The organism is Hydrogenophaga soli, from assembly GCF_054777695.1.
This window is the reverse complement of record NZ_BAAHAK010000005.1, coordinates 245731-264457: the sequence shown is the minus strand read 5'-3', so window position 1 is coordinate 264457 and position 18727 is coordinate 245731. Positions and strand designations below refer to the sequence as shown.

The window sequence follows — 18727 nt, the reverse complement described above, 5'->3', positions numbered from 1 at the left end:
GAACTCAATTCTGTAAGATGACTCAATCGTAAGGCGGTTGGGGTGTCGTCGTCAAACCCTGCCATGCCCAAAAAATCAGCCCAAACGTCGGTGGCCGACGAACACGCCAGCCCGGGGGGCGCGGCGGCGGTGGACCGTGCCGTCAGCCTGCTGGCGGCGTTCCGCCTGGGGGATGCCGCTCTGTCCGTCACCGAACTGGCGCAGCGCACCCGCTTGCACAAAAGCACGGCCCTGCGCCTGCTGGCGTCGCTGGCGCACGGGCGTTTGGTGCAGCGCACGGCGGATGGGCGCTGGGCCTTGGGGGCCGAGGTGGCTCGGTTGGCGGCGCTGTACACCGCCTCGTTTTCGTTGGAGGCGGTGGCCTTGCCCGTCATGCGGGCGCTGGTGGAACGCACCCAGGAAAGCGTGGCGCTGCACGTGCGCCAGGGCGATCAGCGGCTGGTGCTGTACCGGGTGGATTCGCCCCAGCTGCTGCGTGACCACGTCCGCGCGGGCGACGTGCTGCCGCTGGACCGTGGTGCCGGGGGGCGGGTGCTGCTGGCGTTTTCAGGGGCGGCGGGGCATTTGTACGACCAGATCCGCCGCCAGGGCCACCTGGTGTTGACAGGTGACCGCGTGCCCGGGCTGGTGGGCATTTCGGCTCCGGTGTGGGACGCGGGGGGGCAGCTGGTGGGGGCGCTCACCCTCACGGTGCCCGAGCCGCGCATGCAGCCCTCGCAGGTGGACGCGTTGCGCCAAGCCGCCACGCAGCTCACGCACCAGCTGGGTGGCGTGGTGCCTGCGGAATATCAAAAATCAGAGCAATAAGACCAAGCAATGAAAGCGCGGGAGGCCAAAAAACCTTAAGGTCTTCAGTGGGCGGCCATGTTCGCCCCAGCAGGAACGGCAGGGCCGCCATACACGCAGTATTGGCCGCGTCCCTGCGCTTTGGCCTGGTACATGGCCTGGTCGGCACAGCGCAGCAGGTCGGACATGGTGGTGGCATGGTCAGGACAGACGCTGATGCCGATGCTGGCCCCCACCCCGATGCTGTGCCCCCGCAGCAGCACCGTTTCGGTGGCTGCCACCACCATCTTCTCGGCCAGGGAGGACACAAACGCCAGGTCGTGGATGTTTTCGAGGATCACCGCGAACTCGTCACCGCCAATGCGGCAGATCACGTCGCTGCTGCGCAGCAGCGCGCTCAGCCGCAAGGCCACCACTTGCAGCAGTTCGTCCCCGATGTCGTGCCCCAGCGTGTCGTTGACCGCCTTGAACCGGTCCAGGTCAATGAACATCAGGCCGCACCGGCTGCCGGTGCTTTGGGCGCGGCTGATGGCCTCTTCAGCCCGTTCCTTGAAGAAGTGCCGGTTGGTCAGGCCCGTGACGTTGTCCCGGTAGGCCAACTGGTGCAAGCGCACGTCACGGTCGTGGATGTGCGACAGCATGGTGTTGAAGGCATGCGACAAATCCCCGATTTCGTCCCGGCTGTCCACCGTCTCGCGCAGGGTGTAGTCGCCTTGGCGGGCCACATCGTGGGTCAACTTGACCAGGCGCGACAGCGGGCGGGTGATGCTGCCGATCAGGCGGCGGGACAAACCATGCGCCAGCCCCAGCGCGGCCAGGCTGCTCAGGGCGATGAACAGCGCATACAGGTTGATGCGTTCGTGCAAGGCGTCGAGGTTGCTCTCCAGCAGCAGCCAGCCCACCACCTGGCCTTTGAGTTCCACCTGCCGCTCCACCTGGATGGCGGTGCTGGTGACCAGTGCCTGTTCCACATGGCGCAGCGCAGGCGCTGCGCGGTCATGGGCAGCGGGTTCGCGCACGTAGTGGGCCAGAACGCTGCCATCCGGCAGCGTCAGCACCGCCTGGACAATGCCGGGAGACGCCCGCAGCGTGTCCAGCACTTCGCGGGCGGAAGACGCATCCCGAAACGCCAGGGCCGCGGCGGTGTTGTCCCGGATGATGTTGGCCTGGATTTGCACCTCTTGCACCTTGGCCCGCCGCACGGTGAGGTATTCATAGGCCAGGGTGATGCCTGCAAACGGCAGCAAGGCAGCCAGCACCACGCAGTTGGTGATGGTGCTGAGCTTGTGCTCAATGGGCAGGTCACGGAACCAGTGGGCAATCCGGGTCATGGGTTACAGCCCGCACGGGCGCGCGAACGTCTGCGGGAAGTGTGAGGGGAATGCTGTGCCGCGGCACAGCACACAACCAATGGTAGCCATCAGACTCGGTTTTGCCGAGATGAAAGGTGATGCGGCGGTCAGCCATGGTGGTGGCCCGTGATCCAGACAGCAGGGTCTGCTGCAGCGTCATGTTGAGCCAAAGTGCGGGAAAGCTCCATCGGGATGTGCCGATCTTGGTGTAAGGCATTTCCTAGGTCCGTGCTGGAGGGAGCGCGTGGCGGGGGCGCAGACCGGGCTTCAGCGCTTCTGAAGGAAAATACGCGGTTTTGCCCGCCGCAGGCGGATTGCTTTCAGGGATGACACTGCACCACCGCCTCAACCGCTCTCGATTGGTCCTGCTGCTCCAGCAATGGCGGCAGTCCGCCCACGAGCCTGCGGCCCGGCAGGACGTGGCGCAGCGCCTGAGCCCCTGGCTGGGGGCCTTGGATGCCGATCGGTTCAACGCCTCGCTGCGTGCCCTGGAGGCCACGCCCGCCCCGGCGAGCGCGGCCCCCATCAGCATGGCCCCGGCGGCCCGCGCCCGGTTGGACCCCGACGCCCTGGCCCAGGCCGTGGCTCGGGTGCAGGCCGAACTGCAAGCCCTGGTGGCCGCCGCCACCGCCGACGACCTGGATGGCACCGACCCCACCATCGACCAAGCCCTGCTGAACCAGCGCTACCAGGGCGTGCAGCGGGCCTTCACCCAACGGCTGGGGGCCTTGCGCAGCCTGGTGCGCCAGCAGCTGGCGCAGGCCTCGCCCGACCTGCGCCGCCTGGCCTCCCTGGACGCGGTGATGGAACAGATGCTGCTGTCGGCCCGCGAACCCCGGCTGTGGGGCAGCCTGCCCGCTCACCTGGCCCAGCGCCAGGCGGCCGGGGGCGCACCGTCGGCCCTGACGCACGACCTGCGGACCCTGCTGCACGCCGAGCTGCAAGCGCGCCTGCAACCCATCGTGGGCTTGGTGGAAGCCGCGCAGCACGCGCTGGGCCGCCGCCCCGCGCACCCGAATTTGGAAACCGCATGAACCACAAGCACCTCCACACCCTAGTTTTTGCCCTGGGCCTGGCCGCGCTGGCCTGGGTGGGCTGGGGTTTTGTCGCCACCAGCCCCATGGCCTTGCTGATGACCGTGGTCATGGCCGGGGTCTATGTGCTGGGGGCCGTTGAGCTGTGGCAGCACCGGGCGGCCACGGTGGGTCTGAGCGCCGCCCTGGCCGACATGCCCCAGCCCCTGACCGACCTGGACGCCTGGCTGTCCCGCCTGCCGCAGGCCCTGCAAAGCCCCGTGCGCCAGCGCATTGGCGGCGACCGCGGGGCACTGCCCGGGCCCACCCTCACCCCCTACTTGGTGGGGCTGCTGGTCATGCTGGGCATGCTGGGCACCTTCCTGGGCATGGTGGCCACCTTCAAGGGCGCGGTGTTTGCGCTGGAAGGCTCCACCGACCTGGACGCCATCCGTGCCGCGCTGGCCGCCCCCATCAAAGGGCTGGGGTTGGCGTTTGGCACCTCGGTGGCGGGGGTGGCCACGTCCGCCATGCTGGGCCTGCTGTCGGCCCTGTGCCGCCGCGAGCGCTTGTTGGCCGTGCGCCTGCTGGACGCCCGCATGGGCAGCCAGTTGCGCCCGTTCTCACCCGCGCAGCAGCGCCAGGACACCCTGCTGGCCCTGCAAACCCAGGCCCAGGCCCTGCCGCTGATTGCCGAGCGCCTGCAAGCGCTGATGGACGGCCTGGAACGCCGCCACGCCCAGCTCAACGACCAGCTGCTGGTGCAGCAACACACGTTTCACCGCGACGCCACGGCGGCCTACACCCAGTTGGCCGAGCGCGTGGGCAGCTCGCTGGAGCACAGCCTGGCCGCCAGCGCCCGGCAGGCCAGCGACACCCTGCGCCCCATGGTGGAGCAGGCCATGGCCAGCCTGACCCAGGCGTCTGCCCAGGCCCACCAGCAGTTGGCCGACACCGCACAGGCGCAATGGACCGGGCTGTCGCAAGGCATGCAGGCGCAGTGGCAGGGCCTGTCCCACAGCCTGGCCGCGCAGTGGCAAGACGTGTCGCAGGGTCTCACCGCCCAGTGGTCGGGCACCGCCCAGGCCGTGTCCGACACCTGGACCCAGGCCCTGCACCAGCACGAACAGACCCAAACGGCCCTGGTGCAGGGGCTGGAGCGCAGCCTGGCGGGCTTCAACCTCACGCTGGAGCAGCATTCCCAGGCCGTGCTGGCGCAACTGCAACAGGCCGCCGAACAGGCGCAGGCGCAGCAAACCCAGGCCGACCAGCAGCGCCTGGACGCCTGGCATCAGCGCATGGCCGCGTCCGCCGACACCCTGGCCACCGAATGGCAGCGCGTGGGGCAGCAGACCCTGGACCAGCAACAGACCGTGCTGCGTGCGCTGGAAACCGCCGCAGGCCAGATCACCCAACACGCCGGGGAACACGTGGGTCAGACCCTGCTGGGTGTGAGCCGCCTGCTGGAACAGTCCGAAGCCCTGGTGCACACCCGCATGGCGTCCGAGGCCCAATGGGTGCAGGCCCAGCGCGAGCGCATGGACCAGCTGGCCGGGGTGTGGCGCACCGAACTCAACACCTTGCGCGACGCCGAGGCCCAGCGCGGCCAGGCCGCCGTGGACCGGCTCGATGCCCTGCAAACCGCCATGGCCCAGCACCTGGACCGCTTGCAAGCCGCGGTGGCGCAGCACCTGGGGCAATTGGGCAGCTCGCTCGAAGCGCCCATGACCCGCATGCTGCAAACCGCGTCCGACGTGCCGCAGGCCGCCGCCGAAGTCATTGCCCGCCTCAAGCACGAAATGACCGCACTGGCCGAGCGCGACAACCAGGCCCTGGCCGAGCGCACCGCGCTGGCCGAACAACTGCGGGACCTGCTCCAGACGGTGCAGGAATCGGCCACGCTGGGCGCGGCCAGTGCCGTTGAACTCTCCAGCCTGGGCGAAGCCTTCAGCCACGGCGTGGGCCTGTTCAACGCGGGCAACGACAAGCTGGTGGACAGCCTGCAACGCATTGAATCGGCGCTGGGCCAATCGCTGGCCCGCAGCGACGAGCAACTGGCCTACTACGTGGCCCAGGCGCGTGAGGTCATCGACCTCAGCATCACCGCCCAGCAGGGCATTGTGGAAGACCTGCGCCGCCTGCACAGCCAGGCCGCCCAAGGGGTGGCCGCATGATGGTGCTGGAGGAAGAGGCCGCCGACCTGGCCGAGGCCACCGACACCGCCCCCGAAACCGCGACCGTTTGGGCCGTGTTCGGCGACCTGATGGCCGGCCTGCTGGGTGCCTTTGTGCTGGTGCTGGTGGGCGTGCTGGTGGTGCAGATGGAGCTGGTCACCAGCCTCAAGCAGGAGGTGGCCAAGCGCCAGCAGGAAGAACAGCGCCGCATGGCCCTGGAAAAAGCCCTGGCCATCCCGCTGGCCAGTGGCCGGGTGACGGTGATCAACGGGCGCATCGGCATCAGCGGCAGCGTGTTGTTTGCGCCCGGCTCGGACGAACTGCGCCCCGAAGGCCGCCAACTGCTGCAAAGCCTGGTGCCCCCGCTGCGGGTGTACCTGGGCGAACGCCACGAAATGCTGATGGTCAGCGGCTTCACCGACAACAAGCCCCTGCGTCAGGGCTTCAGCCCGCGCTTTGCCGACAACCTGGAACTGTCGGCCCAGCGGGCGCTGACGGTCACCCGCGCCCTGATTGACGAGGGCATGCCCTCGGCCCAGGTGTTTGCCGCCGCATTCGGGGCCGAGCAGCCTGTGGCCTCCAACACCAGCGAAGAAGGTCGCGCCCAGAACCGCCGGGTGGAAATGGCCCCCGTGCCCCGGCCCGCTACCCCTGGTCATGACTGACGTGCTGGCGCTGCCTTCCACCCCCGTGGCGTCCGCGACGCCCGAGGTGTCTGCGTTGTCAGACCTGGACGCCCTGCGGGCGCTGGGGGCAGAGCGGTGGGACCCGGTGCGGTTTCACCACCTGGAGGTGCTGGCCCGCCGCTTGCCCGAGCAAACCCCGGCGGTGCAACGGGTGCTGGCCCAGCGCCTGGCCCAACGGGTGGCGCAGGTTCAAGCGGATGGCGAGCGCCACGCCCACAGCGTGCGGGGCAAGCCCGCGGCCTCACCCTCGGTGGCACCCGCCGCCCAGGGGGGACCGTTGGCGCAACTGCTGCGCGAGCTTCAACCCAGCGGCCAACCCACAGGGGCAGCCCCAGCGGCCCAGGGGCTCACCAAGGCGGCACAGGCCCCAGCCCCGCTGCTGGCGCAGGACGACGGTGCCAGCCTGTCCGAGCTGGGCAGCGTGCGGCGTTTTGGGGAGGTGTGGGCCAAGGTGTCGGCGCAGCAGCAGGTGGACCGCGCCCTGGACCGTGGCCCGGAAAACGCCGGTCCGCTCAACTCGCACCGGCTGATGCTGCGCGCCCTCAGCCTGATGCGCGACCTGTCGCCCGACTACCTGCGCCGTTTCCTGTCGCAGGTGGACACGTTGTTGTGGCTGGAGCAAACGCCGCCCGACCGCCGCCCGCTGCGCCGCTCCCGCAAGGGCGGCTGATCGGCGACCGACCGGCAGCTGAGCCGTGGCGGGATGAACCTCAGGCGTGGGCCTGGTTCAGCTGGCGGGCAATGATGTCGTGGTTCAGCCACAGCACTGGGCCTTGCGGCTGGGCCATGGTGCCAAACATCAGGTTGCCGGTGGATTCGACCACCAGGGCGCTCAGCAGATCGGTGATGAGGGCCTTGCCGTCCTTGTGCTGGCGCACGATGTCGTCGGACGTGCCAATGGTCAGCTCGGCCTGCTCGGGCGCGTTGGCCATGGGCCAGGCTTCAAAGTTGCGGAAGGTCTTCATCACCTCGCTCTGGTGGAAGTGCTCCACCGTCTGCAGCACGCTTTCCAGCGTCACGCCGTCGTTCAGCAGGTCGCGGCAGGCTTGCCACTGGGCCTGCGCCCAGGCCCCGCCGTTTTCCTTTTGCAGGGCGTTGAGCAGGGCGAACAGTGGCAGCTCCACGCCGGCAAACACGTCCGACGAGTTGGTGCGGATTTCCGGGCAGTTGAACACCGTGGCCTGGATGCCGCGGTCCCACGCCTCGCGGGCAATGCGCTCCAGGCGCATCTTGGCGTAGCCCTGGGTGTAGTTGGTGTAGGTCTGCCACACGTATTCGCCGTTCACCAGCACGGCGGTGCCGTGGTAGCCGTAGGCCGAATAACGAACCTGGCCGCCGCTGGCCTGCACACGGGCGCGGATGGCGGCGCTGCCTTCGATCAGGTGGCCGAAGGTGTTGGCCGACACCTCGTCGAAGTTCTGCAGGATGAGCTTGCCCAGGTCGCTGTCCAGCAGCACCTGCGACGACATGTGGCGGTCGCCCCGGCCCTTGTAGATGCGGTTGGCAATGGCCAGGAACACCTTGGCCTTGGGGATGCCACCGGCCATGGTGTGGGCAAAAAACACGTTGGCCCCGTCGGGAATCAGCCCGTTCAGCGTGGCCATGACCTCGGCCACACCGTCCTGGAAGCGCTTGACGCCGATCTGGCGGCATTTTTCAACGTGCGCCCAGTCGATGGTGCTGGTGGTCCAGTTCTGCAGCGTCATGCCGCCCAGCAGGTCGGTGGGGGTGGGCTCGCCCGCGGGGGCGTCCAGGTCGAAACCGGCCATCAGCGGCACGTTGATGATCTTGCCGCCCAGGTTGGCTTCGGCGGCGGCCAGTTCCTCGTCGGTCAGCGGGCGCAGCGTGTTGTCCTTCTCGCGGCGGCCCACGGTGATGCCGATGATCTGCATGCCCGCCTTGCGGGCTTCGCTGATGAGGCCGGTGGCGTAACCGCGCCCGAAAAGTTCGCCAAAGAGCACAAACACATCACCCTGACGGAAGAACTTGGCTTGGTCAGCGGATGGCAGTTGATTCAGAGACGGCAGATGGTTCATGTTGACTTGCAAGTGGCGCCCACAGTTGGCTAAAGCCCGGCAGTTTAGCGGTGCTCAACGCCTGTGTGCCGCCCCCAGGGGGCCTGCCACCCACCACACCCCAGGCGCTGGGCCGGGTGGCTCCACGCGTCAGGGTGTCAGATGCTATGTAAAAAGAAGCAAAAAATGACGACAATAAAGCGCTAGGTGCTATTTTGATTCAGCATGTCGGCAGGCGACGCCACAGGCCCTGCACGCCCACGGCCACCAGCACCAAGGGCCACCAGCCTTTGAAGCTGGGCAGGGTGATCAGGCCTTGCTGGGCAAGCAGCAGCACGAGACCCACCACGATCAGGGCCACGGGGAAGAAGCGGAAAACGGGTTTCATGTGAGGCTCCAAGTGAATGTCGATGGCCTCACTGTGCCCACGCCTGGGCGCTGCGCACAGCGCTGTGCGACCAAGCGCCCGCTGGCGTCGCCAAACGCCGTTCAAGGGGTGTGGGCGGCGTGGGCGGGGTGTTGGGGCACCAGGTCCTTGCGCATCAGCAGCCAGTCGCCCGCCGGGTCGGAACCCGGAAACGGCGTGAACGGGCGGCGATCCCATTCCTCAAACCCCAGGTGCGCGTACAAGCGCCGCGCCCCGGTGTTGAAGCTGCCCACCATCAGCGTCAGCCGCGAAATGCCCTGCGCCTGGGCCTGCGCTTGCGCTTCGGCCAGCAGCGCCTGCGCCACGCCGTGCCCACGCCATTCGGGAAACACCGACACCGCCACCACATACCAGGTGCCCCCAGCCACCACCTTGAGCGTGTTCAGCGGCTGCAACACCGGGTGACTGCGGGCGATGTAGTCGGCAGGCACCTCGGCGGGCAAGCGCCAGGTGTTCATGGCCCCGGCCACCTGACCATTCACCTCGGCCACCACCCAGTTGGAGAAGTGGGAAAAGTGCTCCCGCTCGTGCCGGATCAGCGACCGCCCCACCTCGAAAGGCGACTGGCCCACCGCGGCCGACTGCGCCCACAGGAAAGATGCCAGCCTGCGTGTGGCGGCGTCGTTCACCAGCGCCAGGCTGGCGCAGTCGGCCTCGGTGGCCGGTCGGATCAGGGGAAGGGGAGGGGTGTTCATGGGGTGTCGGTCCAAACCTCGGTGCGGTTGCGGCCCAGCTCCTTGGCGCGGTACAGCGCCTGGTCGGCGCGTTGCAGCAGGGTGTCCAGCGTCAGTTGCTGTCCGGCGGTCAGGCAGGACAGGCCCAGGCTGGCGGTGATGGGCTCGCCCAGCGGCTCGATGGGGGTGTCGGCCAGCTTCTGGCGCAGCTTGTCGGCCAGGTGCAGGGCGTTGCTGGCGGGGGTGCAGGGCAGCAGCAGCGCAAATTCCTCCCCGCCCAGGCGGGCCAGGCAGTCGGTTTGGCGCACGTTTTGCAGCATCAGGCGCGTCACCTGCCGCAGCACCTCGTCGCCCACCGGGTGGCCGAAACGGTCGTTGACGGATTTGAAATGGTCCAGGTCCACCATCAGCACCGCCAGCTCGTGCCCGTGCCTTTGGGCCTGGGCCAGCGCCTGCTGGGCGCGGTGCACAAACTCGCGGCGGTTGAACACGCCGGTCAGTGGGTCGCGGGTGGCCAGGGTCTCCAGTTCGGCCCGTTGCTGCTCCAGCTGGCGGTTGGTGTCGGCCAGGGCGCGTTGCAGCAGTTCGGCCTGCACATAACGCCGCCACAGCAATGTGCTGACCAGCAGGGCCAGGGCGCAGGCCGTGGCGGCGTTCATGCGCAGGGTGGTGAGGCGGGCGGGATCGTCGGTGGTCCAGCCCAGCAGCAAGGCCAAGACCAGCCAGGCTGAGAGCTGCAGCAGCAGCGTGGTGCGGGGGCGCAGCAACAGCACCATGCCCACGGCCAGCGAGGCGTTGATGAAGGCGCTGATGCCACTGCCAATGGCCTGGTCCATCAGCGTGAGCGCCACCGCCCACAGCAACACCCCCAGGGAGGTCACCTCGGGCAGCCAACGCCCCAGGTTCCCCACCTCCGGCTGGGCTTGCGCCCGGCGGGTCAGGCCACCCACCGCGACCATCAACACGGCCATGGAGGCGTGCGCCCAGGCAATCTGGTGTGCCCAGGCGGTTTGCTGCGGCAGGTCGAACCGCAGCAGGCTGAACACGAGCACATGCACCCCATTCAACGCCAACAGCACCCAGGCCGCCACCCCCAGCACATGCAGGTTGCGCCGGGCCGCGGCGGCCTGCACCTGCGCATCTTCACTGGCCCAGCGGCGCAGCGTCTCAACGATCTTCATGGGTGACGATCATACGGATGGGTGGTAGGAGTACCTCGTGGCCTTCGATCCGCCCAGGTTCGGAGGCACACACCCGTGCACTGGGTGCCAACCGCATGAGGGTGCGGAGACACTGACCGATCATGCATGGCATGGCCCACATCATCTCTGCGATGAAGCAAACGGGCATCCGTCGTCTCACTCAGATTTCCACCACCACGTACTTCCGTACCTCAAGGATGGACCTGGAAATGCTCAGGTCGATGTGGGGTGGTGCTGGCGAACCAAGCTCAGCATGAGGCTGTCCCGAGGTATGTCAAAATCAATAGCATCTACCGCTTTCAAATAAGGCGGTAGAGCCTGTTTTTTGTTTGAAGTTCGTTAGGCACTGCATTGCGACGCATCCTCCTTGCCACTTGCGCCGTTGTCCTCCCGACGGCTGCGTATTTCGTCAGTTTGGACGCACCAGCGCCCGTTGAAGCTGCCGCAGGAACAGAACTGACGGACTTCAGCGCTTCGCCTCCGTCGGATTCGCCGGCGAACGCCTCGTTTGAAGTGCACACGTACATGCAGGCTGGAGCGCTGCACGTTGAGAAGTTGGAGGTCTTCCACGCGCCAGGATTCGTGCCGAATCCGATCCTCACCATGGCACCCGATGGCACCGCCGAAGTCCATGTGTGGGTCAACCTCCCGCGTGTCAGGCTGTTCAACACCAAGTGCGAGTACGTGCGCAGCCTGCATTTCGCCATTCCAAGGTCTGCACTTGTTTCAGTGAACAAGCTGGTGTTGGTCAACCACGACACGTTCGCGGTGAACGTTCTCGCCGCGCCAGAGGTGCTCAATCGCTGGTTGCAGGAACCCGAGCGCTCACCACAAGCCCCCGACTCCCTCCCCAATCACACCCAGCAAGCGGGTGGGTGTGGGGCATCACGTCAGGTTTGAGGCCTTGGGGGGTGGTGCCGTCAGCTTGCCGAGGCAGCGCCCCACCTGCCGCCAAAACGCACTGGGCTCGGGGGGCAGCAGCATCAGCTCGACGCGATCGCGGGCACGCAGGTCGATCCAGCCGCCATCCTCGACCAGCAGCGATTCTTCGGCGCACAGCGTGTGCTCCAGGGCGATCATGTTTTCAGCCTGCCAGGCCAGGGGGCCGCGCAGCACCAGTTGCCCGGACACCACCAGCACGGTGCTCCTGGCTTCCACCAGAACCCTTTGCGACTCACTTTTGCCCAGCACGAGCTTCATCAAACGCTGATCCACCATGGTCTTTCTCCATCGAGTGGCCCCGATGCGGGGCGGTGGAAAAATGGTAGGAAGCAACGCCCCGTTGAAACAGACGCAGAACCAGCCTGTCTGCACCGAAGCAGATGCGCCTGTGAGCCGTTGTTCTGGTGAAAAAATCGGCCATCTGTATCTGCTGCCACACCCCTGTGCCGGGTGAAGATAGGGCATGGACCCCACCCCCCTCTACCGCCGCCTGGCCAGCCATTACCGGGAAGCCATCGAAGCGGGCACCCTTGCCACTGGCGACCGCTTTCCGTCGATGCGTGCGCTGATGACCCGCCACGACATCAGCCTGTCCACCGCCGTGCAGGTGTGCCGACAACTGGAAAGCGATGGTTGGCTGGAAGCCCGCCCCCGCTCGGGCAACTTCGTGCGCCAGCCGCTGCGGGGCCGCCGAAACGCCTTGTCGGAACCCCCGCCCGGCCAGGCGCTGGACCCGGCCCAATACGTCGGGATCAACGCCCGAGTGTCCGAGTTCATTGCCCGGGGGCGGCAAGCTCAGGTCAAGGTCAACCTGTCGGGGGCCCGGTGTGCGCCCTCGCTCTACCCCGGCGAGGCCCTGAAAAACGCCGCCACCCGTGCGCTGCGGCAAGACCCCGATTTGATGGTGAAGGTGTCGCCCCACAACGGCAACCTGGCGTTTCGCAACGTGCTGGCCCGCCGCGCCATGGTCAACGGCATGCTGATTGCCGCTGAAGACATCGTGGTCACCCAGGGCTGCATTGAGGCGCTCAACCTGGCGCTGCGCGCGGTCACCCAGCCGGGCGACATCGTGGCGGTGGAATCACCCACCTTCCACGGCTTGTTGCAGGTCCTGGAAAGCCAAGGCCTGCGCGCCCTGGAAATCCCGACCAGCCCGCAAACCGGCATTTCGCTGGAGGCGCTGGAGCTGGCAACGCAAACCCACGAGTCCATTGCCGCGCTGGTGGTGGTGCCGCACCTGCAAAACCCGCTGGGCAGCATCATGCCCGAGGCCCATCAGGCCCGGCTGGTCGAGTTTTGTGCCCGCCATGGCATCCCCTTGATCGAAGACGACACCTACAGCGCATTGGCCGACGGAGACGCTCCGCTCAAGGCCCTCAAATCGTGGGACAAGACCGGCAACGTCATCCACTGCGCTTCGCTGCACAAGGTGCTGGCCCCCGGCCTGCGCCTGGGCTGGATGAGCGCGGGCCGCTGGCAGGGGCGGGTGGAAATGCTCAAGCACGTGCAGAGTCGTAACAACGAAGAACTGTCGCAGCAAGCGGCCAGCCACTTCATGGGCTCGGGCGGCTACGACCGGCACCTGAGGCGGCTTCGGGTGGCGCTTTCGAACCAGCGCGAACAAGCGGCGGCGGCCGTTGTCAACCACTTTCCCACGGGCACCCGGCTCAACCAGCCCCGGGGCGGGCTCTCACTTTGGGTGGAGCTGCCCGGCCAGCTGTCATCGGCCCGGTTGTTCGACGCGGCGCTGGCCGAAGGCATCCTGATTGCGCCGGGCATCATGTTTTCCAACTCGAACCGCTTTGCGCACTTCGTCCGCCTGAACTGCGGCTGGCCCTACAGCCCGGAAATCGACCAGGCCGTGAAGCGCCTTGGGCAGCTGTGTGGGGCTTTGGGGGATGAGGATGGCAAAAATGGCGCAGCCCCGTGAGCATTGACATGCCCTCTTGAAGGGCCGTTCAACGAATGACGGTGTTCAACACGGGTGCCAATGCCACGCGCAAGCGACCCACGATGTCGGGCAGGGGTTCGGGCGGAAGTTCGTTGTTCTTGAGAAATGCCCGCCACAGCGCCTGGCGCGAAGCGTCGTGCGCAAACTCGTCCGTCAGGCCCATCAACCACCCTCCGCGCAGCGCGTCCCGAACCGCCATGCCCCGTCTTTCGAACGTGGCCTTGATCGCCTGGGCCAGCAGATCGGTGTCCAGCGTTTCCCGTTCCAACAGCACCGACAGGTCGAAATAGTCCTTCAGGCGGCTGTTGGTCATGCCCAGCAAGGCGATGGCGTGGAGCTTTTCTGCGATGACGGTGTACGTTGGATAGGCCCGCAGTCGTGGTGCGGGCATGTCTGCCAGCAGCACTGGGTAGACCGATTCAACAGGTGCCGGGGTGACGGCGTCGCCGAAGCCGACGTCAATCTGGGTCTTGCAGCGTGCTCGGGCCAGATCGCCCGCAATCATCACGCGAACGCCACCGTAGCCAGCCTCTTTGCGAATTTCCTCGACCGTGACGGATGCTGGGTCGAACACGATGCCGTCGTCAACCGATACGGCTGAGATGTCCCGGAATGCTTGGGCCACGGACTCCAGATCGCTGGCACCGAAACCCAACAAATCGGCATCGCGTGTGGCCCGGTGGGGCATGTCGTACCACAGCGTGAACAGCAACGCCCCTTTGAGCAGAAAACGGTCCGCGTGCGGCGACTGGGTCAGCCGATAGAGGATGCGCTCCAAGGCAAAGCGCACCAGAACCTGATTGAAATCGACGCTTTGCGCCTTGGCCACATTGAGCAGACGCGCACGGACGGACGCAGCGACATTCGGGGTGGCCGGGCTCATCCAATGCTCTCCAGGTAGGGGCGCATCACGTTGGCCACACGGCCTATCTGGGCGAAACGCCAGATGTCGTCGATGGAGGCCTTGCTGCGTGCCCGGGCGTCCTTCAGCGCCTCCAACGCCACATCCAGCCCGATTTTGTTGCGGTGCTTGAAGCAGTCCGCCACGGTCTTGGCCACGCTGTACACCCGGAGCCTGACACCGTCGCGTTCGACTTCTTCAACCCCTGCCGAGTAGGCATCACCTGTAAACTGCACCATCTTGACGGGCGGGTAATCCACACGGGGCGGGTGGCTGCCCCTTGGCATGGCGATCCAGATTTGACGCGGCAGCTGCGTGGTCAGCTCATGAAACTGCAGCGCCGTCAGCAGGCAGAACACCGCTTGAGGCACCTTGGTGGCGACGGTGCCAAGGCTCTCGAACTCCGAAACCTGTGCATCCGGCAGGCGGTACAGGCCACGCTCCACCCTCTGTAGCAGACCCGCAGCGGTCAGTCGCGTCAGAACAACCCGAGGCGCGTGGATGGCGTCCAGATCGCTGGCGCGCAGCAGCCCCTTCTGGCTGGCCAGATCAAGGACGCGCTGATGGTGGGTGCTGGAGAGCATGGGCGGAGTATGTTCCGTTTTTTCGTTGAATGCAACTTATGAACGACAAAACGGAACACTGAGCCCAGGATGGGGTCGGTTCAAGAAATAACCAAAATGAATAGCAAACACCGCTTGCATATCAAGCGGTATAAACCTTTTTTCTATAAAAAAACGGCATTGGGGAACTGCTCCAGCAAGCGGTCGAAGGCTTCCCCGTGGATGGAGGCGTCTTCGCAGATGGCGGTCTGCGGGCAGCCACCCGTTTTTCATGTTCGAAAAATATACTTGTACATATAATTGTTTGGCGCTTTTGCTTTGCGCCCAAGGAGTGCTGGGATGGCACAAATCACGCTTTATCTCGACGATGACACCCAAGCCCTGGTGGACCAGGCCGCCAAGGCCCATGGCCTGTCCAAAAGCCGCTGGGTGGCCGACATCATTCGCAAGTACGCCGCCCACGAGTGGCCGCAAGACTGCCTGGCGCTGGCCGGGCGCTTTGCCGACTTTCCTCTGCGTGATGCAGGTGATGCCAATGGCGCAGGCCCCATGGCGGCTGACGTGCCCAGGCTGGGGTTTTGAGCATGCTGGTGCTGGACAGCAACACCATCAGCTATTACTTCAGGGGCGACCCGGCGGTGGTGCCGCAGTTGCAAGCGCTGCGCCCCGCCGATCTGGGCGTGCCTGCCATCGTGGAATACGAGTTGCGCTACGGCCTGCTGCGCCTGCCACCCGAGGCTTCAGCCCCACGCCTGGCGGCGTTGGCGCAGCTGCTGCGCCCCATGCAGATGCTGCCGTTTGACAGCGAGTGCGCCGCCATCGCCGCACGCCTGCGTGCCGAGCTGGAGGCCGCGGGCCACCCCATCGGCCCGCACGACACCCTGATTGCCGCCACCGCACTGCGCCACCAAGCCACGCTGGTGACCCGCAATGTGCGGGAGTTTTCGCGGGTGGCGGGGTTGCAGTGGGTGAATTGGCATGAGGTGGGGTGAGATGGCGCTACCGTGTCCCAGTCATGTGCTTGGGATCAGGTAGTGGTACCTATGGCATGCATGGTGAAGACGTTGTTTCCGAAATCGATGTCGATGCTGAGAATGGCCATGGATTTCTTCCTTCTCTGTCAACGAGCGATTGGATGCGACAGTGACCGAATGTCGTCTCCGCGTTGAGCTCTCGGGGCGGGGAAGTTCCTTTCATTCACCGGGGCCACCATGAGAACGAAGTTCATTGAGAGTATTGAAACTGTCGTCCGTGAACTGGAGCCTTCTCAGAGGCGTGTGCTGGACGCACTTTTTGCCGCTGAAAATCATGCTGCGAGTGCGGGTGAGCTCAAAGCCGTGCTTGGGGTGCGGTCTGTTGTCCAGGTCAATGCGGTCGTTGGCTATGTCGGGCGCAGAGTGCGTGCTGTGTTCGGTGCACACCCTGATGGGCTTGCAGATGGGGAATATGAGTGGTGGCATGTCATTGCCACAGGCAAGTTCACAAAAGGCCGGGGATTCGTTTGGCAACTGCGTGACGAGGTTGTTGCGGGTCTGGCAACGCCCCACGAAGGGGGTGAATCCGATGTGTTGGTCGAAGGCGCAGTGCGCCAAGTCACAGCCAACATTTATGAGAGGGATCTTGATGCACGGGCCAGGTGCATAAGGGCCCATGGATATAGATGTGCGGCCTGTACGTTCGACTTTGGCCTTGCCTACGGTTCAGCCATGGAAGGATTCATCCATGTTCATCACCTCAAGACGCTGGCGTCCGTGAAGGCCCGGCACGAAGTCAATCCGATTGAGGACCTGGTGCCCGTGTGTCCGAACTGCCATGCCGTGATTCACAGTGTCACGCCACCCCGCTCCATAGAAGAGGTTAAGGCCATGCTCGCTGGGGTTCCCCATTCCCTCACCCCACCCCCAACATCCCCCGCTGCTCGATGAACTTCACCACCTGTTCCACCCCGGCCAGGGTTTTCAGGTTGGTCATCACGTAGGGCTTCAGGCCCTGGGGCGTGGTGCGCATGCGGATGGTGTCGGCTTCCATCACGGCCAGGTCAGCGCCCACGTGGGGGGCCAGGTCGGTCTTGTTGATGACGAACAGGTCGCTCTTGGTGATGCCGGGGCCGCCTTTGCGGGGGATTTTTTCGCCCGCGGCCACGTCGATCACGTAAATGGTCAGGTCGCTCAGCTCGGGGCTGAAGGTGGCGGCCAGGTTGTCACCGCCGCTTTCCACAAACACCACATCGGCGTTGGGGAACTGCTCCAGCATGCGGTCAATGGCTTCCAGGTTGATGGAAGCGTCTTCGCGGATGGCGGTGTGCGGGCAGCCGCCCGTCTCCACGCCCATGATGCGTTCGGCGGGCAGCGCGCCGCTCACGGTCAGCAGGCGCTGGTCTTCCTTGGTGTAGATGTCGTTGGTGATGGCCACCAGGTCGTAACGCTCGCGCATGGTCTTGCACAGCATTTCCAGCAGGGTGGTCTTGCCCGAACCCACGGGGCCGCCAATGCCCACGCGCAGCGGGGGGAGCTTTTTGGTGCGGTTTGGAATGTGGTGCAAAGCGGTCATTTTTTGATAGCTGGTTGTGTTTGTATAAAAAGCGGTAGAGGCTGTTTTTGCTGAAAGTGATTCAACCGAGAACGAGGTTGGCACCCAACACGTAGGCGTACAGGCTGGCGGGGGCAAATTTGAAGTTCATGCCTTTGTAGGACACCAGTGGATCGGTCACGGTTTTGCTGGTGATCAGCATCGGGGTTTTGATGGCGGGGTGCTTGGCGGCAAATTCCACGCAGTTGTCCAGCTCTCCCCGCGACTGGTAGGGGCGGTCGCTCCATTTCACTTCCACTGCCCACTGTGGGCGGAGTTCTGGCCCCCCCAGGTGAACAATGTCCACCTCGCCGGTGTTCCAGCGGGCGTAATAGAGCTCGGCTTGTTGGTGGTGTTGCCATTGGCTGTAAATGGCTGTTTCGGTCAACGCCCCCATGGCGGGCGAGTCGGGCTGGATGGTGCCAAACAGTGCGGCCCGCATGGATGGGTTGTTCAAATACACCTTGAACGCGGTGGCGCGTTTGAAGCGCTTGGCGTTTTGGTCGATGCGTTCCACCCGCCGAATGAGGAAAGCGGCTTCCAGGTATTCCAGGTAACGGCGGATGGTGTTTTTGGCCACACCGGATGTTTTGGACAGTTCGTCCAGGCTGACTTCATTGCCGGTGTTGTAGGCCAGCGTGGTGAACAGCCGGTTGAGTTCCTGAATGTCGGTGATGCCATACAGGCTGGGCAGGTCACGCAGCAGCACCTTGTCGATGATGTCGCTTTTGATGTACTGGCCCGGATCGGCCCGCACGGTTCGGGAGAACACCGCCTCTGGGTAGCCGCCGTAGTTCAGGTAGTTGACGAACTCGTGGTTGAGTTGGTCGATGTCGCGAACCCGGCGGCTCAGTGGGTGAGCTTGCCGGTCATCGGTCCGCTCGACCAGCTCAGCTTCCCGGCCAATGAAACGCAGGTATTCGGCAAACGTCAGGGGGGGCAGCACCTGGTCGGTGAAGCGGCCTGCCCCTGATTCCTGGCTTTTCAGTCGCAACGCGGCGGCGGCTGACCCTGTGGCGACAAAGCGGTGGCTGGGGTACGAATCCACCAGGGATTTGAGGTGGATTTCCCACTGCCGAAGGTATTGCACCTCGTCAAAGAACACATACAGGGGGGCATCACGTCCGTGACCAAACAGCTCGTGAAAATGGTTCAGGAGCTTTTCCAGTGGCAGCCCGGTGTAGATCGGGGTTTCCAACGAGACGTAGAAGATGGATTGGGGTGAAACACCACTGTCCAGCAAGGCCTTGATGCAGTGGTAGACCATCACGGTCTTTCCCACCCGTCGCGGTCCCATCAGCACCACGGCACGGCGCAGGCTGTGGTTGGTCACCGTGCGGTAAAAGGGCTCGAAGTAGCTGCGTCTGGGCTGCTCTTCAAAGGCAATGGGGCGTTGGGACTGGGTGTCCCACCATGGGTTGTCAAACGCCAGTCGGGCCAGGATGTCGTCTTTGGCAATGGCAAGCATGATGA

Annotated in this window: 21 protein-coding genes and 1 pseudogene; 10 read left to right on the top strand and 12 right to left on the bottom strand. The window is 65.2% G+C overall.

Translation table 11 applies throughout. From position 1 onward, the window contains the following. Positions 1-63: 63 nt before the first annotated feature. Positions 64-807 (top strand): IclR family transcriptional regulator, encoded by a 744-nt coding sequence (locus ACYVB7_RS11415; RefSeq protein WP_460507578.1) that lies wholly within the window; start codon positions 64-66, stop codon positions 805-807. A 44-nt stretch (positions 808-851) separates the two neighbouring features. On the opposite strand, the gene ACYVB7_RS11410 is transcribed toward ACYVB7_RS11415, so the two are convergent. Together ACYVB7_RS11410 and ACYVB7_RS11405 are read right to left on the bottom strand one after the other, a co-directional pair. Then, positions 852-2117, bottom strand: a complete 1266-nt coding sequence (locus tag ACYVB7_RS11410) for a diguanylate cyclase domain-containing protein (RefSeq protein ID WP_460507574.1) — start codon at positions 2115-2117, stop codon at positions 852-854. Continuing rightward, entirely contained in the window at positions 2089-2355 is a 267-nt protein-coding gene (locus ACYVB7_RS11405; protein ID WP_460507571.1) for a hypothetical protein, read from the bottom strand. Before ACYVB7_RS11405 ends, ACYVB7_RS11410 begins: the two co-directional genes overlap by 29 nt. A gap of 109 nt (positions 2356-2464) precedes the next feature. Between ACYVB7_RS11405 and ACYVB7_RS11400 the strand changes: the two genes are divergently transcribed. From ACYVB7_RS11400 to ACYVB7_RS11385, 4 genes are read left to right on the top strand one after another with little or no spacing between them, the layout of a single operon-like run. After that, entirely contained in the window at positions 2465-3172 is a 708-nt protein-coding gene (locus ACYVB7_RS11400) for a DUF3348 family protein (RefSeq protein WP_460507568.1), read from the top strand. Continuing rightward, complete coding sequence (locus ACYVB7_RS11395) at positions 3169-5325, top strand: DUF802 domain-containing protein (protein WP_460507566.1); 2157 nt, start codon at positions 3169-3171, stop codon at positions 5323-5325. The genes ACYVB7_RS11400 and ACYVB7_RS11395 overlap by 4 nt, the downstream gene beginning before the upstream one ends. After that, on the top strand, positions 5325-5990 hold the full coding sequence (locus ACYVB7_RS11390) for an OmpA family protein (protein WP_460507784.1): 666 nt from the start codon (positions 5325-5327) through the stop codon (positions 5988-5990). Before ACYVB7_RS11395 ends, ACYVB7_RS11390 begins: the two co-directional genes overlap by 1 nt. Further along, positions 5983-6681: a DUF2894 domain-containing protein gene (locus tag ACYVB7_RS11385; RefSeq protein WP_460507564.1), complete on the top strand. Its 699-nt coding sequence runs from the start codon at positions 5983-5985 to the stop codon at positions 6679-6681. Before ACYVB7_RS11390 ends, ACYVB7_RS11385 begins: the two co-directional genes overlap by 8 nt. A gap of 40 nt (positions 6682-6721) precedes the next feature. Here ACYVB7_RS11385 and ACYVB7_RS11380 read toward each other — a convergent pair whose 3' ends face one another. The 4 genes from ACYVB7_RS11380 to ACYVB7_RS11365 all read right to left on the bottom strand — a co-directional run bounded on the left by ACYVB7_RS11380 (position 6722) and on the right by ACYVB7_RS11365 (position 10308). Then, positions 6722-8047 carry an enoyl ACP reductase FabMG family protein gene (locus ACYVB7_RS11380; RefSeq protein ID WP_460507562.1) on the bottom strand — a complete coding sequence of 442 codons (1326 nt, stop codon included), beginning with the start codon at positions 8045-8047 and terminating at the stop codon, positions 6722-6724. 199 nt (positions 8048-8246) lie between these two features. After that, entirely contained in the window at positions 8247-8414 is a 168-nt protein-coding gene (locus ACYVB7_RS11375; protein WP_460507559.1) for a LiaI-LiaF-like domain-containing protein, read from the bottom strand. A gap of 101 nt (positions 8415-8515) precedes the next feature. Further along, complete coding sequence (locus ACYVB7_RS11370) at positions 8516-9148, bottom strand: GNAT family N-acetyltransferase (protein ID WP_460507557.1); 633 nt, start codon at positions 9146-9148, stop codon at positions 8516-8518. Continuing rightward, positions 9145-10308: a GGDEF domain-containing protein gene (locus ACYVB7_RS11365; protein WP_460507554.1), complete on the bottom strand. Its 1164-nt coding sequence runs from the start codon at positions 10306-10308 to the stop codon at positions 9145-9147. Before ACYVB7_RS11365 ends, ACYVB7_RS11370 begins: the two co-directional genes overlap by 4 nt. Before the next feature lie 372 nt (positions 10309-10680). Here ACYVB7_RS11365 and ACYVB7_RS11360 point away from each other — a divergent pair, with 372 nt between their 5' ends. Next, entirely contained in the window at positions 10681-11229 is a 549-nt protein-coding gene (locus ACYVB7_RS11360; protein ID WP_460507551.1) for a hypothetical protein, read from the top strand. Here ACYVB7_RS11360 and ACYVB7_RS11355 read toward each other — a convergent pair. Then, positions 11215-11547, bottom strand: coding sequence for a hypothetical protein (locus ACYVB7_RS11355; RefSeq protein WP_460507549.1), 333 nt, complete (start codon positions 11545-11547; stop codon positions 11215-11217). The two genes, ACYVB7_RS11360 and ACYVB7_RS11355, sit on opposite strands and share 15 nt — an antisense overlap. A gap of 187 nt (positions 11548-11734) precedes the next feature. Here ACYVB7_RS11355 and ACYVB7_RS11350 point away from each other — a divergent pair, with 187 nt between their 5' ends. After that, positions 11735-13201 carry an aminotransferase-like domain-containing protein gene (locus tag ACYVB7_RS11350; protein ID WP_460507546.1) on the top strand — a complete coding sequence of 489 codons (1467 nt, stop codon included), beginning with the start codon at positions 11735-11737 and terminating at the stop codon, positions 13199-13201. 28 nt (positions 13202-13229) lie between these two features. On the opposite strand, the gene ACYVB7_RS11345 is transcribed toward ACYVB7_RS11350, so the two are convergent. The 3 genes and pseudogenes from ACYVB7_RS11345 to ACYVB7_RS11335 form a co-directional block, all read right to left on the bottom strand. After that, complete coding sequence (locus tag ACYVB7_RS11345) at positions 13230-14105, bottom strand: nucleotidyl transferase AbiEii/AbiGii toxin family protein (RefSeq protein ID WP_460507544.1); 876 nt, start codon at positions 14103-14105, stop codon at positions 13230-13232. Beyond that, positions 14102-14707, bottom strand: coding sequence for a type IV toxin-antitoxin system AbiEi family antitoxin domain-containing protein (locus ACYVB7_RS11340; protein WP_460507541.1), 606 nt, complete (start codon positions 14705-14707; stop codon positions 14102-14104). The genes ACYVB7_RS11345 and ACYVB7_RS11340 overlap by 4 nt, the downstream gene beginning before the upstream one ends. Positions 14708-14862: 155 nt before the next feature. Beyond that, positions 14863-14955 (bottom strand): annotated as a pseudogene (locus ACYVB7_RS11335) (urease accessory protein UreG); the annotation flags it as partial. 70 nt (positions 14956-15025) lie between these two features. Here ACYVB7_RS11335 and ACYVB7_RS11330 point away from each other — a divergent pair. From ACYVB7_RS11330 to ACYVB7_RS11320, 3 genes are all read left to right on the top strand, one after another. Beyond that, complete coding sequence (locus tag ACYVB7_RS11330; RefSeq protein ID WP_460507538.1) at positions 15026-15268, top strand: ribbon-helix-helix domain-containing protein; 243 nt, start codon at positions 15026-15028, stop codon at positions 15266-15268. Between the two features lie 2 nt (positions 15269-15270). Then, positions 15271-15678 (top strand): type II toxin-antitoxin system VapC family toxin, encoded by a 408-nt coding sequence (locus ACYVB7_RS11325; protein ID WP_460507536.1) that lies wholly within the window; start codon positions 15271-15273, stop codon positions 15676-15678. 219 nt (positions 15679-15897) lie between these two features. Continuing rightward, the gene (locus ACYVB7_RS11320) at positions 15898-16611 is read left to right on the top strand and encodes an HNH endonuclease (protein ID WP_460507534.1); all 714 of its coding nucleotides are present in this window, start codon (positions 15898-15900) and stop codon (positions 16609-16611) included. Here the strand turns inward: ACYVB7_RS11320 and ureG are convergent. After that, complete coding sequence (ureG, locus tag ACYVB7_RS11315; protein WP_460507531.1) at positions 16577-17236, bottom strand: urease accessory protein UreG; 660 nt, start codon at positions 17234-17236, stop codon at positions 16577-16579. The two genes, ACYVB7_RS11320 and ureG, sit on opposite strands and share 35 nt — an antisense overlap. Before the next feature lie 61 nt (positions 17237-17297). Then, on the bottom strand, positions 17298-18722 hold the full coding sequence (locus tag ACYVB7_RS11310; protein WP_460507528.1) for an ATP-binding protein: 1425 nt from the start codon (positions 18720-18722) through the stop codon (positions 17298-17300). Between the last annotated feature and the right edge of the window lie 5 nt (positions 18723-18727).